The sequence below is a fragment of the Blastococcus aggregatus genome (genome assembly GCF_900221005.1).
In the GTDB taxonomy this organism is placed as follows: Bacteria; Actinomycetota; Actinomycetes; order Mycobacteriales; family Geodermatophilaceae; genus Blastococcus; species Blastococcus aggregatus.
On record NZ_OBQI01000004.1, the window covers coordinates 1 to 13,700 of the forward strand.

Here is a 13,700-nt window from a genome sequence, read left to right on the forward strand (position 1 = left end):
TCAGTCCCAGACCTGCTCTTCGCTGCGGTCAGTCCACCGCACCCACCGCCGACCCGGACGCTACTCCCGGGCCGTCTTGACACATAGGAGCTCATCACGGCCCGAACCGGCCCTTTATCGATGCGCCGCGGCGCCGGAGCTGGCAGAGGGGGTCGCGACTGTCGGGTCGTGATGACGCTGCACAAGCTCACTGCGGGAGACGGATACACGTATCTGACCCGCCAGGTGGCTGCGCACGACGCCACGACCCGCGGCTTCGACAACCTGGGCGCCTACTACAGCGCGAAGGGTGAGACTCCGGGCGTCTGGATGGGACGCGGGCTTGCTGCCGTGCCCGATTTTCCGGTCGGTGATCGGGTCACCGAGGCGCAGATGGTCGCGCTGTTCGGGGAGGGGCGGCACCCGAACGCCGACCAGATCGAGCGCGCTGCGCAGCTGGCTGGCAAGGACCCGCAGGAGGTCGATCAGGCCAGCCGCCTGGGCGCGCCCTACCGCATTCACGAGCAGGCCAACATGTTCCACCGCCGCTCGGCAGGGGCGTTCCGCGACCACAACACCGCGCTCGGCCTGCCCGCCGACACCCCCGTGCCGGCCGAGGAACGAGCCCGCATCCGCACCGAGCTTGCCTCGACGATGTTCGTCGAGACCTACGGCCGTCCGCCGGCCGACGCCCGCGAGCTGTCCGGTCATCTGGCCCGCATCTCGCGGCAGGCCACGACCGCGGTCGCCGGGTACGACCTGACATTCAGCCCGGTCAAGAGCGTCTCCACGCTGTGGGCAATCGCTGCGCCAGAGGTCGCAGCCGTCATCGAGCAGGCGCACGCCGACGCGGTGGCAGACACCCTGACCTGGTTGGAGGACCAGGCCGGCTACACCCGCACGGGCCGCAACGGAGTGGCGCAGGTGGAGGTGCGCGGACTGATCGCAGCGGCGTTCACCCATCGCGACTCACGCGCCGGCGACCCGGATCTGCACACCCACGTGGCCGTCAGCAACAAGGTGCAGACGCGCGACGGGCGGTGGCTGGCGCTGGACGGTCGACTCCTTTACAAGAACAACGTCACCGCCTCCGAGCGGTACAACACCCGCTTGCAGGCCCTGCTCACCGAGCGGCTCGACGTCCGCTTCGCCGACCGCCCCGGCGCGGATCCGAACAAGCGGCCGGTGCGAGAAATCGTCGGCGTCGACGGCGAGCTCCCCCGGCTCTGGTCGTCGCGGCGGGCGTCGATCGATACCCGCCGCGCGGCGCTGTCGGCGCAGTTCCAGGCCGACCACGGGCGGCCGCCGACGCCGAAAGAGGCCGTATCCCTGGCGCAGCGGGCCAACCTCGAGACCCGGCAGCGCAAGCACCAGCCCCGCTCCTACGCCGAGCAGCGCGCTGCCTGGCGCACCGAGGCGCTGGCGGTGCTGGGCGGGGAGACCGGCCTGAGCGACTACCTCCGCGGTGCACTCAGCCCTCGCCACGGCCCCCAAGCGAGGCGCCCGACGCGTGGATGGGTCGACCAGACCGCCAAGCACGTGCTGTCGACTGTGCAGAGCTCGCGCGCGACCTGGCAGGTGAACCACGTCCGCGCCGAGGCCGAGCGGCAGGCCCGCGCCGCCACGATCCGGCTGACCGACCTCGACCAAGCCATCGACGCCGTCGTCGACAGAGCGCTGTCCCTGTCGACGCCGTTGGGCAGCCGCGAGCCGGTGACCGAGCCCCTGGCGCTGCGCCGCTCGGACGGCAGCTCCGTCTACACCGTGGCCGGTTCGGCGCTGTACACCTCGACCGAGATCCTCGCCGCTGAGCGGGCCATTCTCGCCGCGGCCGGACGCCGCGACGGACGCGTGGTGCCGCCCGCGGCCGTGGACGTTGCGCTGCTGGAGTCCACCGCCAACCGGGTCGAGCTCAACCCCGGTCAGGTACAGCTTGTCCGCGAACTGGCCACCTCCGGCGCCCGGGTGCAACTGGCACTGGCCCCGGCAGGTACCGGCAAGACCACCGCCCTGCGTGCGCTGTCCGCGGCCTGGCAGGCCGACGGCGGGAACGTCGTCGGCCTTGCTCCCTCGGCGGCGGCGGCTGCGGCGCTAGGTGAGGAAGTCGGCACCGACACCGACACCCTCGCCAAGCTGATCCACGCACTGGCCACCGGCAACAACGCCCCGCCCTGGGTCGCGCGCATCGGACCGGACAGCCTCGTGGTCATCGACGAAGCCGGCATGGCCAGCACTTCCGACCTGGCCCGGGTGATCGCGTTCGTCACCGGGACCGGCGGGTCGGTCAGGCTGATCGGCGATGACCAGCAGCTGGCAGCGATCGGCGCCGGCGGAGTGCTGCGCGACATCGTCACCACCCACGGCGCGGTCACCCTCTCGCAGGTACTGCGCTTCACCGACCCCGACACCGGCGCTCCTGACCACGCAGAGGGTGCCGCGTCCCTGGCGCTGCGCGACGGCGACCCGGCCGCCCTTGCCTACTACATCGATCACGGACGGGTGCACGTCGGCGACCTGGCCACGGTCACCGACGATGCCTACACCGCCTGGTCGACCGACCGGGCCGCCGGCCGCGACGCCATCATGCTGGCACCCACCCGCGATCTGGTCGCCGAACTGAACAGCCGCGCCCGCCGCGACCGCCTCGCCCAGCAGAACGGCCCGGTTGGACCCCAGGTCACCCTCGCCGACGCTTCGGAAGCATCCGCCGGCGATTCGGTCATCACCCGCCGCAACGAGCGCACCCTTCCGATCAGCGCCACCGACTGGGTCAAGAACGGCGACCGGTTCACGGTCACCACCGTGCGCGACACCGGCGCCCTCGACGTCGTCCACCAGCGCACCGGACGGCGACTCACCCTGCCGACCGACTACGTCACCGACCACGTGAACCTCGGCTACGCCACCACCGTGCACGGCGCACAGGGCCTCACCGCCGACACCTGCTACACCGTCGCCACCGGTGAGGAGTCCCGCCAGCTGCTCTACGTCGCCCTAACTCGAGGCAGGCACGCCAACCACCTCTTCCTCACCACCGCCGGGGACGGCGACCCGCACAGCGTGATCACCCGCGACGCGCTGCTGCCGCCCACCGCCGTCGACGTCTTGACTCGTGTGCTGGCTCGCGACGGCTCCCCGACCTCGGCCACCAGCCAAGGCCGCGCGCTGGCCGATCCCGCCGCTCTGCTTGCTTGCGCTGCAGATCGGTACTACGACGCGCTCAATACCGCCGCGGAGGACCGCCTCGGCCGGGACGCCCTCGAGGCCATCGACACTGCCGCCGACGCGGTGATGCCGGGCCTGACCACGCAGGCGGCTTACCCCGTCCTGCGCGCGCACCTGGCGCTGTGCGCCGTCTCCGGTCGTGATCCCTCCGAAGTCCTCCGGCAGGCCCTGGCTTCGGATCGAGGTCTGGACGACGCCCGCGATGTGGCCGCGGTCCTGGACTGGCGTGTCGACCCCACCGGGCACCACTCGGCCGGGACCGGCCCCCTGCCGTGGCTGCCCGGCCTTCCGAAGGCGCTCGGCGACGACCTCGAGTGGGGCCCCTACCTCGCCGACTCCGCCGACCAGGTCAGCTCACCGGCCGCCGACGTCGCCGCCCGCGCACGCGCCTGGACCCCCACCAGCGCTCCCGCGTGGGCGCTTCCACTCATCGACCGCGATCCCCAGCTGGTCGCCGATCTCGCCGTCTGGCGCACCGCCCACGGCGTTGACGACGCCGACCGCCGTCCCAGCGGCCCGGCGCTACCGCGCGCCGCCGACGCGCGGGCCCAGCGGGCGCTCGACGACCGCGTCACGCGGCTGCTCGGCGACGAGCGCGCGCTCACCGCGCGCTGGGCGCCGCTCGTCGAGAGCATCGACCCACGCATCACCGGCGACCCCTACTGGCCGGTCCTGGCCGAGCGGCTCGCCGCCGCCGACCGCGCCGGAATCGACATCACTGGGCTCACCCGGGCCGTCGTCGCCCAACGTCCCCTGCCGGACGAGCAGCCCGCCGCCGCGCTGTGGTGGCGACTGTGCGGGCACCTCTCCCCCGCCGCGATGACCGCCACCGACACCTCCGTCTCCGAGGCGCTGCGCCCGGACTGGAGCCCCGTCCTGGCCGACGTCGTCGGCCCCGCAGGCGCCGAGCGGGTGGTCGCCGACCCAGCCTGGCCCGCGCTGGTCGCCGCCGTCACCTCTGCTGGCGACGCCGGCTGGCAGCCCGACCAGGTGCTGTCCACAGCCCATGACCTGCTGCGCGCCGGTCATCCCGACGACGACCAGCTGCGCCCGGACGAGCTGGCCACCGCCCTGGTGTGGCGGATTCGCGTGCTCACCGACCCGGCGTCCGCCGCAGGCACCCAGGCACCGACCCCGCCGACCGACCTCGACCAGCTGCCCACAGCCGACGGAGTTGCCGACGACGACTGGCTGGCCAGTCTGGTTGAACCCGACGACACCGAACTCTTCCACGAGGAGTTCAACGGCGACGACCCAGCCACTGCCGAGCACCCCGTCTCGACAGGACTAGACGATCGAACTGCCGACGCCAGTCGCCCACCCGCAGCCGACAGGGCTGACGAAGAAGACACCGGAGTTGATCGGGAGCGCCTCCTAGAGCTCAACCAGCAGGCAGCCGATTTCTTCACCGTCCGTTACCGCGACTCCTGGGCACCGGCCTACCTCACCGACCGGCTCGGCACCGATCTGACGGAAGACGACCGGTTCACCGTCGGCTACGCGCCCGATAGCTGGACCGCGCTGACCAGCCACCTGCGCCGCCTCGGCGCCGGCGACACCGAGATCGTTGCCGCCGGCCTGGGCAGCTACGCCTCCACCGGCCGGGTCATCGACCGCTTCCGTGACCGGCTCGTCTTCGCCATCCGCGACGGCGAAGAGATCCACGGCTGGATCGGCCGCCGCAACCCCACCCACGACGACGGAGGCCACGCCGTCCCCAAGTACCTCAACACCGCTGAGACCGAGCTGTTCACCAAGGGCCACGAGCTGTACGGACTGACCGAAGGAGCCGCTGAACTGGCCGCCGGCGCCGTCCCGGTCATCGTCGAGGGCCCCCTCGACTCGCTGGCAGTCACCCTCGCCGGCGACGGCGACTACGTCGGCATCGCCCCACTGGGCACCGCCTTCACCGACACGCAGGCCGAGGCGCTACGCCCATTCCTCGGCGACGGACGGTCCGGAATCATCGTCGCGACGGATGCTGACCAGGCCGGACAACAGGCCGCCCAGCGCATCTTCTGGCAGCTCACCGCCCGTGGTGACGATCCCCGCCACCTCGCCATCCCGACGGGCAAGGACCCCGCCGAGCTGCTGCAGAGGGCCGGCGCCGCCACTCTGCGTCAGGCCCTCGCGGTCTCCCCCAGCCTCGCCAGCACGCTCATCGATGCCCGCGTCGCCGTCTACACCGACCGGCTGAACACCGTCGAAGGCCAGGTGCACGCCGTCCGTCGCGCCGCCGAGGTCATCGCCGCCGTTCCGTCCACCAGTTGGCCGGCGCACCTCACCCACGTGGTGGCCCGCACCGGCATCGCGCCCGACATCGCGCTCTCAGAAGTCTTCGACGCAGCTCAGGGTCGGACGAAGGATGTTCACGCGCCGGCGCGCACAGCGCTGCGCGGCGGAACTCCCACAGCTTCTACTGACCAGGGGACGGAGCCCTCCACCTCTGTGACATCTGCAGCGGAGCTAGGGCGAGGGACGCTGACCGACAGCCAGCAGGCGGCCCGGCGTGCTGCTGCCGCGGCACGCCGTTCGCGCGTCTCAACCCCGCCGGGGCCACCCCGACATTAGAGGGATCGGCACAGAGTCTCAGTCTGCTGTGAGTCGCCTCGGGTAGGAATGTCGGCCCCGCCTGGTACGACTGCAGCTGTGCCACGTCCTCCGCTCACCGACCGCCCGGCATGAGGTTCCTGCGCCGTCGTCCTCACGGCCGCCCTGTTCCGGAGCCGATCCCCGACGACGTCCCGGTCGAGGTTGATCCCGCCCGCCCGTGGGAGGTGCTCAGCTTGGTCAACGAGTGGGTCCGCCATGCAGAGGCCAAGGCGGGCACGATTCTCGCGGCGGCCGGCGTCGTGGCTGGCGTGCTCTACAACTTGCTCGACAAGCAATCCCAGCCGCCGTGGACCTTGACTGTTCCGGCCGCAGCCTGCGGGCTACTGGCAGCTCTGGCCGGATTCATGTCGATCATCGCGCTATGGCCTCAGCTGCGAGCACGGGAGACGCCGACGAGCCTGTTGTATTTCGATCACATCGCACGGGCTTACAACACCCCGGAGGCGTACGGGCGAGCCTTGCGGGGATTGGTTACCTCCGGCGAAGCCGAGTTGCAGCAGGTGGCTCAGCAGGTGTGGGTCAACGCAACGGTCGCTCGACGCAAGTACCTCTGGGCTGGCCGCGCTCTCGTCTTACTCATCGCATCGATCGTCGCCTGCAGCTGGACAGGGACATATCTTGCTCTCAATTCGATTGGACTTATCGGTGGATAGCAACTACAAGACCTACAGCTACACCAACTCGTTCAACCGACTGGACCAGTACCTCGATGCAGCGGCAGGCAACTACGAGGAAACCGACTCCCTCCCGAGTCGGGACAAGCTGACGTACAGCAACGGCTACTACGCCAATTGCGCGGCAATGTTCGTTGATCTCCGTGATTCATCGAGCCTGCCGGCTAGCTACAAGAGACCCGTCCTGGCCAAGATTTATCGATCGTTCATCTCTGAGGTCGTCGCAATCATGAACAGCGACCTCGATGCGCGAGAAATCAACATCGTTGGCGACTGCGTCTGGGGAGTCTTCGATACGACCTTGAAGACCGACGTCGACGACCTCTTCTCAAGGGCGGCCGAAGTCAATTCGATGATGAAGGTGCTGCGCTACAAGATGGAGAAGAAGGGCTACAAGACTCCAGTCAAGGCGGGAATCGGGCTCTCATACGGCCGCGCGCTCATGATTAAGGCCGGCTACAACGGCAGCGGCATCTCCGATGTCGTCTACATGGGGGACGTGGTCAACCAGGCAGCCAAGCTGGCGGCTCAAGGCTCGAAGGGTGGGAACCATCCAATTTACGCCGATGGCGTTTTCTACCAGAACCTCAATGAGTACAACCAAGGCTTGCTGAAGCAGATTACCTGGGGCGGACCCCACTCGGGATGGGTCGTGAATATCGCGATGGAAAACTGGTACACCGAGAACTGCAAGTAGCACCTAACTACGAGGCGGAGTGAGGATGGCCACATGAGCGAACTCGCGGCAGCAGCGATGATCCCGTATGCGAGAACCGTGGGTACACGCTGTCCATGTGAATGCGATCAGCCAGAGCAGCCGATAATCGTACCGTCACAAGCGCCATGGATGAATAATCCTGGGGTCAGGATGCTTAGGGAGGACCAGGCTCCCTCGAGCCAGCTCACGGTGTGAGACGAGTACAGCTTGTTCGTCCTGGCGCGCAGCCCCTACGGCCGGCTGGTCAGCAGGTTGGCCACCGTGCTGGTCGCCTGCAGGTACTGGCCCAGTCGGGCATCGAGACGGGCGGCGAGGCCGAGCATGTCGGCCAGCCGACCGGCGACGTCGGTCGTCAGTAGCGGTTCGTGGTGTGCCACCCGGTTGCGCAGGGCGTGCAGGCGGCCGACCGGACCGTCGACATGAAGGGCGCGGTCAGTGCCCGGCGGAAAGACGCGGTGCAACGCGGGCACCCACAACGTCTTTTCGTGCGCTGCGGAGCTGAGGTAGCGCCAGAAGCCGAACATGAGCTCAGCGACAATCTTTCCGGACGGGGCACCCGTACCACCGGCGTTTGCGATCGCTTGGCGCAAGCTGTCCCGGGGCTTCTCGTTGACGTCGACGCGGCGTCGTCCGCGGGTCCGGTAGACTGGAGCGAAGACGGCATTTGCAGCCAGCGTCCAGTGCGGAGGCCCCGGCCAGCGAGCAGACAGGGCGCCGTCGTATGCGTTGCGCAACCCGACCTCGACGTGCGCCAGATCGTGCATCAACGCGGCGCTGAGTCGGGCGTTCCACTCGTACAGGGCCAGCGCCCGGTCCCTGTCCGCGCCCGTGGCGGCAAGGTAGACCGAAAAGCGCGGGCTACTGAGCCAGGCCTCCACCCAACCACCTGCCGGTGGAAAGGTAGGCGGCGTCGGCGTTGTCATCACGACCCATCCTGGCGTAGAGTGACCGTGAAAGCCCCGGTGGACCGCTGACTTCTGGTCATGTCGCCGGGGCTACGTCTTTTCCTGGCCTCCGTCCGCTCGTTTCCTCGCGGTGAGCCGCTGGCGCCTGCGTTGATCATCGCGCGGAGGCGTCGAGGAAGGCTGTGTAGCGGCTTTCGGCGGGCCAGTCCTGGTGCCGGCCGGTGCGGCAGGTGCTCTCCCCGAGCCGCTGGGCCATGCGGTCGCAGAACATCGGGAAGGCGTAGCGGTTCCATTCCTCCACCAGTTGGGGACCTGCTGCGTTCTCTGCTTCCCACCGCAGCACCGCCAGCACCGGCAGCTCCCGGGCGATGTGGGCGTGGTGGGGCCAGCAGGCCGGGACCATCTGCGCAGGCCGCCACGCGTACTCGTGGTTGATCCATGCGACGACGTCGTCACACCAACCCCAGACCACTGCGCCCAGCTCCCCGCTGCAGGCGGCCGGCTCCCAGGGGCGTTCCAGGTCTGCCACGGCGCCGGCTTGGGTCGCTCCCCCTCGGTCGCCTCGACGCGCGTTCCCCAGAAGTTCAAGCGCATGCAGCACCGCGAGGGGTGGCGGTGGAAACGGCAGGACGATCACCAGGACCCCGCCTCGGGCTGCGGTGCCGTCGGCGGGTCGGCCGGGTCGACGTGCCGGCCGGGGACGAGCCGGTGATCGCGGGCGTAGGCCAGGGCGGCAGCGGTGCGCTGCTGGACGTCGTCGGTGTACGGGCGGGCGCGGCTGACACGCGCGCGGGCGGCGTCGAGCTCGGTCATGAGCTGCTGACCATCTTTGCCGTCGAGGCACCGCCGCAACCGGGCGATGATCGGCGGCGCGGTGCCTGCGACCACGAGAGCGTGCCGCTCGGGGATGCGACGGATGTCGCCGGGGCGCATCACCCGCACGTCCTCACCCGAGCGGGACGTGCCCATGCCGCCGGGCCCATCGGTGACGGTCCGCCGGCTGATCCGCACGTCGTCGAGCAGGTCGGACAGTTCCCGGTAGAAGTGGACGTCCTTGCCGCCGCCGAAGATGACGAGGTTGTTGGTGAGCCCGAACAGCGAGCGGGCCTCGTCCTCGCCGTAGGAGACGACCATCTGTTTCCAGGTCTGGGCGGCGTAGATGAAGGAGAGACCGAGCGCGCGTTCGTTGGCCATTCGCACCCGCAGGGTCGGCAGCGGCGTGGTGGACGGCAGTTCGTCGAGGCAGGCCAGGAAGCACGGGGTCAGCCGCCCGTGCGGCGAGGTGGCGGCGACGTGCAGGGCGGTGTCGAGGACGTGCTCGGCGACCGCGGTCATCAACGGTGCCGCCGAGGCGTAGGGGTCCTCCCGTCCGAGCAGGTAGACCGTTCCCTGCCGGGAGATCAGGTCAGCCAGGTCGGTCGCCGGCCGCCCGCGCGCAGGCACGCAGCGAGCCCTGATGTCCGGCTGGAAGAACAGCGCCATCGCTTGCTGGACCGTGGTCACCGTGTTGCCAACGGTGTCCGGGCTGCCGTGCAGCGCGCCGATCAGCAGCCCGTCCCAGAACCGGGCTGCGTGCGGATGCTGCTGCAGGATCTCAGCGGGCTGCTCGGCGGCGACCGGGTTGGCGACCCACTCCAGGACGTGCTCCAAAGTTCGACCGGTGAGTGCCGCCGCGTGCAGGAAGCCCTGCAGCACCTTGGCTGTCTCCGCGGCGTAGAACCGGGCGGCGTTGTCCTGCCGGCCTCCGGTGACCGCGCCGGCGACGGTGCCGGCGGCGAACGCCTTGGCTCGTCGCTCGGCGATCCGAGGATCGACGCAGCCGGCGACCGGATCCCACACCAGCTCGGCCAGCCCCGGGGCGGCGCCAAAAGGATCGAGGACCACGACCGGGCGCGGCGGCTCGTCGGGGCCAGAAGGCCGCTGCCGCCGCGCCGCAGTCAGCATCAGATCGTCGACCTTGGTGAGCGTCGCTAGCGCGGCGCCGCGGTGGGCCAGCAGGGCGGGAGCGAGCAGGTCGAGGGTCTTGCCGGAACCCTGCTCGCCGTAGACGCCGGTGGTGCGGTCGAACCGGCACCACAGTTCCACCCCGTGCGGCTGGACCGAGCGGCCCAGCCGCCAGCCGACGTCGGTCGGGTCGAATCCTGACGTGAACATCCGACTTCCCTTCACCGCGCCCGGCCGGGCCCGGACCGCTGGACTCGCGCCGCCTGCAGCTGTTGGTGTGCCTGCTGAATGGCCACGCTGAGCGCGACCGGCGTCTGCGGATCGTCGAGCAGCGCCCGATTCGCGGCCCAGGCCCGGCGCGGAAAGCCGGCCGTCGCGCGGGCATCCGGATCGGCTGCCTGGTCGGCGACGGCGAGGGAGAGCAGTCGGGCGTTGTGCAGAGCGCCGGCGACCGGTTGCAGGTCCGTGGCGTTCACGCGGACCAGCCCGCCGGGTTGATATCCGCGCAGGTACGCGGCCACCCGTTCGTCGCGCGGCGGCACGTCGCGGGCGTAAGCGATCAGGGATCCGGTGTCGGCCCAGGACCGGACGGTGCGGTACAGCAGCTGCGTGGCAAGAGCGGGCAGGTGCTGGGCCGCGGACGTGACCGATGCGCGCAGGGACGCCGTCCAGGTGGCCGGGTCAGGTTCGGCAGAGCAGAGGGCGGCATGGAGTCGACCGGCCGCGGTGACGCCGGTTGGTGCGTGCTGGTGGAAGTGGCGGCTGCCGTCGTCGTACGGACGCAGGGATGCTCGGACGGCGCGCCAGGCGTTCGCCGCCGTTGTCTGACCTGCGAGTGGTGGTGCGTCGGTGGAGCCGAGGCGCTCCGCGGCTGAGCTGAGTGTCTGGGCGGCGATCGTGTAGGCCAGGACCTCGGTGACCGACGGCGGATCATTGGCGCGGGCCGTGGCCTGGAGAAGGACGCCGATGGCGTCGGGGACCACGCGTGCCGGATCCGCGGACGTAACGACCGCGGGTCCTGGAACGGGACGGTCGAGGATGGCGACGTCGGCACGGTTCGGCGGTTGCAGCGCGGCTGTCTGCTGGACCAGGGCCGCCTGTCGCTCGACCTCGGTGTGCCACTGCGTCGCCGGACCGGCAGGCAGGCGGTGGGCGACCACCGCGGCCAGTGGCGTCACTGTCTCGGCTACGGCGGTGGCGACGGCCCACCGGCTGGTCACGGAGGTGTGGTCGTACAGGACGCCCACGGTGTCAGCTGCGGCTGCCGCCAACCGGGTCAACGCCGACTCGGTCGCCGGAGCGCGAACGCCGAGCTCGGTGCAGGCCGCAGCCAGGGCGGCGACCTGTTGTTCGCGGCGATCGCCGGCGAATGGGGAGACGCCGTCACGGCGCAGGTGAGCCAACGCCCGGCCCAAGTGGCTCAATGCGGTGCCTGCATCGGCGCGCGCGGCCGGGCTGTCGTCCGTGGTCCGCGCTGTGTCGGCGAGGGCGTCGAGCAGCTGCCCGAGCGAGGTAGCCATCAGCGTGGCGCACGTAGCGCTCGGTGGCCGTGCTGAGCGGCAGCGAGGACGTCGGGGTGCGCGAAATCAGCGGCCGGCAGATTGCCGAGGATGCGCAGCGCCTGCTCGACGAGCCGGTCAGGGTCGGTGGCGTCGGCCGTCGCGGGTACCGGGGCGCTGGGCGCGCGCAGGGCGGTGGCGGCAGCAAGGCAGTGCAGCTGGGCCGTCGGCCCCGCCTGCTCGTTGCGGGAAGCGGCGGCGAACAGTGCCGCAGCCTTCGCGCGGGCGGCGAGCAGATCAGGGTTCAAGCCGTCGTCGGTCGAGCTCATCGAGGGGTCTCCTTCACGGTGCGGATGGGTGATGTCTGGGTCGACGGTGCTGGGGAGGTCGGTCGGGAACTGGCGCTCTGGGGGGATCTGTGGGTACGACTTCGGATCGCGTCGCCGCCTGTGGACAGGAGGCGATGAAGGCGGAGCCGGCCGCCTCTGGTCGGGTAGCGGTCCGGGCGGATGACCGCTCGCCCGGCGCGAAGCTGGCGCAGCCCAAGGGCTTGCTCGGCCTCCCTGCGGGTAGCCATGCCGCCGCGGGCGTCGCCCGGGCGTCGGTAGCGGGTGATCAGGACCGCGGTGATGACGGCGGCGGTCACCAGGACGAGCTCGGCGGCGGCAACGCAGGCGTACGCCGGGATGGGCCCGGCGACCTGACGCAGTTGATCGGGCGGCAGGCCGCGGCCCGGTTTGCCTTGCATCAGTCCGCCGAGGACGCGGGTGATCGTCTCGTTGCCCCGCGGCCACACCCAGCCACCGCCCCACAACGCCGAGGCGAGCCCGAGACCGACCAGGGCCGCCATTGCGACAGCGATCAGGGCACCGCCGGCCGCGGCGACGGCCATCTCCCATCCCCGGGCGATCGGCTGCGGATCGCGGCGCCGAAACGGGGGCGTCACGCGCCGGCCCTGGGTCGGTGGTGGATGTCCACGTCGTGATTCCTCTCTGCCGGTCAGCCGGCGATGGTGGCGGCCTGCAGGTCGACGCCGCGGTCGGCAAGCCACGGCACCGGATCGACGGACGCGCCGTCGAGGCGGACCTCGAGGTGAAGGTGGACGCCGGTGCTGTTGCCGGTGGACCCCTGAAAACCGAGCAGCGCCCCGGCGCTGACGCGCTGGCCGGCAGTAGCGGTGTAGGCCGAAAGGTGCGCGTAGCGGGTGGTCACGCCGCCGCCGTGGTCGAGTTCGACGAGGTTGCCGTAGCCGGTCAGGCTCAGGCTGCCGTCGCGGTCGCAGTAGGCGCTGGTGCACGCGGCTATGACCACGGTGCCGTCGGCGGTGGCGTAGACCGGGGTATCGCGGGGTCCGGCGATGTCGACCCCCGCGTGCAGGGTGCCCCCACGAGGCCCGAACCCAGAGGTGACCGTGCCGGCGGTGGGCCGGATCCACGACCCGGAGGCCACCGGCAGGCCTGGGCAGACGCCGGCCACCGCGCCGCCCGGGTCGGCCGCGGTCGCCTGGGCGGCCGGCCAGAGCATGGTGGTCAGCTCGCTGGCGAGCGGCTCCCAGCGGGCGTACGCCGACCCGTACGCCGACACCTGGACTGCCTGAGCTGCCTCGGTCAGCGGGATGACCTGCCAGTTCGGCACTTCGATGAGTCGTCGGTAGAAGGCCTCGGCGGCGTAGACGGGGTCCATCAGCTGGGCGACGGTGCCCCATCCGGCGATCCAGCGCTGTTGGAAGGTGTTGACGCTGTCGTGGTCTGAGCCGAGCCCGTCATGCGGAAAGTTCAGGCTCGTTGCGGTGACCGCGGCTTGTTCGGCGGTGAGTCGGGGGCTGCTGCCGTCGTTGGCCAGCATCCGGATTCGCGACTCCTGGTAGGCGGTCGCCAGCGCCACGGTGGCCGCGTACGGGTCGAGCCCATCTCCCGAGGCGACGGTCACGATGGTCTGCGCGTGGCCCATCTGGACGGCGTCCAGTTCGGTGCCGGCGACGGTGGCGCCGGTGCCGCCGATCGAGCAGGACGACGACGCCGACGCCGTCGACGCCTCCGGAGCGGCGAGAACCGCGAGAGGGATCAGCAGCAGCGTCAGTACGCCGAACACCGGGACGGCGACGGGAGCGGCGGCTTTCCACAGCCATCGCTTCACGTACGCC

10 protein-coding genes are annotated in these 13,700 nt (G+C 70.6%); 3 read left to right on the forward strand and 7 right to left on the reverse strand.

All coding sequences use genetic code 11. The annotated features are described in order from the left end of the window. The first annotated feature begins 171 nt into the window (after window positions 1-171). From mobF to CRP29_RS13330, 3 genes are all read left to right on the forward strand, one after another. On the forward strand, window positions 172-5,775 hold the full coding sequence (gene mobF, locus CRP29_RS13320; RefSeq protein ID WP_245852851.1) for a MobF family relaxase: 5,604 nt from the start codon (window positions 172-174) through the stop codon (window positions 5,773-5,775). Window positions 5,776-5,885: 110 nt separating this feature from the next. Further along, on the forward strand, window positions 5,886-6,470 hold the full coding sequence (locus tag CRP29_RS13325; RefSeq protein ID WP_097195584.1) for a Pycsar system effector family protein: 585 nt from the start codon (window positions 5,886-5,888) through the stop codon (window positions 6,468-6,470). Further along, window positions 6,463-7,188 carry an adenylate/guanylate cyclase domain-containing protein gene (locus CRP29_RS13330; protein ID WP_097195585.1) on the forward strand — a complete coding sequence of 242 codons (726 nt, stop codon included), beginning with the start codon at window positions 6,463-6,465 and terminating at the stop codon, window positions 7,186-7,188. The genes CRP29_RS13325 and CRP29_RS13330 overlap by 8 nt, the downstream gene beginning before the upstream one ends. A gap of 251 nt (window positions 7,189-7,439) precedes the next feature. On the opposite strand, the gene CRP29_RS13335 is transcribed toward CRP29_RS13330, so the two are convergent. The 7 genes from CRP29_RS13335 to CRP29_RS13365 form a co-directional block, all read right to left on the reverse strand. Beyond that, window positions 7,440-8,087, reverse strand: coding sequence for a hypothetical protein (locus CRP29_RS13335; RefSeq protein WP_097195586.1), 648 nt, complete (start codon window positions 8,085-8,087; stop codon window positions 7,440-7,442). Window positions 8,088-8,268: 181 nt separating this feature from the next. Continuing rightward, window positions 8,269-8,643 (reverse strand): hypothetical protein, encoded by a 375-nt coding sequence (locus CRP29_RS13340; RefSeq protein WP_245852789.1) that lies wholly within the window; start codon window positions 8,641-8,643, stop codon window positions 8,269-8,271. 104 nt (window positions 8,644-8,747) lie between these two features. Continuing rightward, window positions 8,748-10,268, reverse strand: a complete 1,521-nt coding sequence (locus CRP29_RS13345) for a type IV secretory system conjugative DNA transfer family protein (protein ID WP_097195588.1) — start codon at window positions 10,266-10,268, stop codon at window positions 8,748-8,750. 11 nt (window positions 10,269-10,279) lie between these two features. Further along, on the reverse strand, window positions 10,280-11,578 hold the full coding sequence (locus CRP29_RS13350) for a hypothetical protein (RefSeq protein ID WP_097195589.1): 1,299 nt from the start codon (window positions 11,576-11,578) through the stop codon (window positions 10,280-10,282). Next, window positions 11,578-11,886, reverse strand: a complete 309-nt coding sequence (locus CRP29_RS13355) for a hypothetical protein (protein WP_097195590.1) — start codon at window positions 11,884-11,886, stop codon at window positions 11,578-11,580. Before CRP29_RS13355 ends, CRP29_RS13350 begins: the two co-directional genes overlap by 1 nt. Continuing rightward, window positions 11,883-12,449 carry a conjugal transfer protein gene (locus tag CRP29_RS13360; RefSeq protein WP_097195975.1) on the reverse strand — a complete coding sequence of 189 codons (567 nt, stop codon included), beginning with the start codon at window positions 12,447-12,449 and terminating at the stop codon, window positions 11,883-11,885. The genes CRP29_RS13355 and CRP29_RS13360 overlap by 4 nt, the downstream gene beginning before the upstream one ends. Before the next feature lie 107 nt (window positions 12,450-12,556). After that, window positions 12,557-13,693, reverse strand: a complete 1,137-nt coding sequence (locus CRP29_RS13365) for a M23 family metallopeptidase (RefSeq protein ID WP_245852790.1) — start codon at window positions 13,691-13,693, stop codon at window positions 12,557-12,559. Window positions 13,694-13,700: the final 7 nt, after the last annotated feature.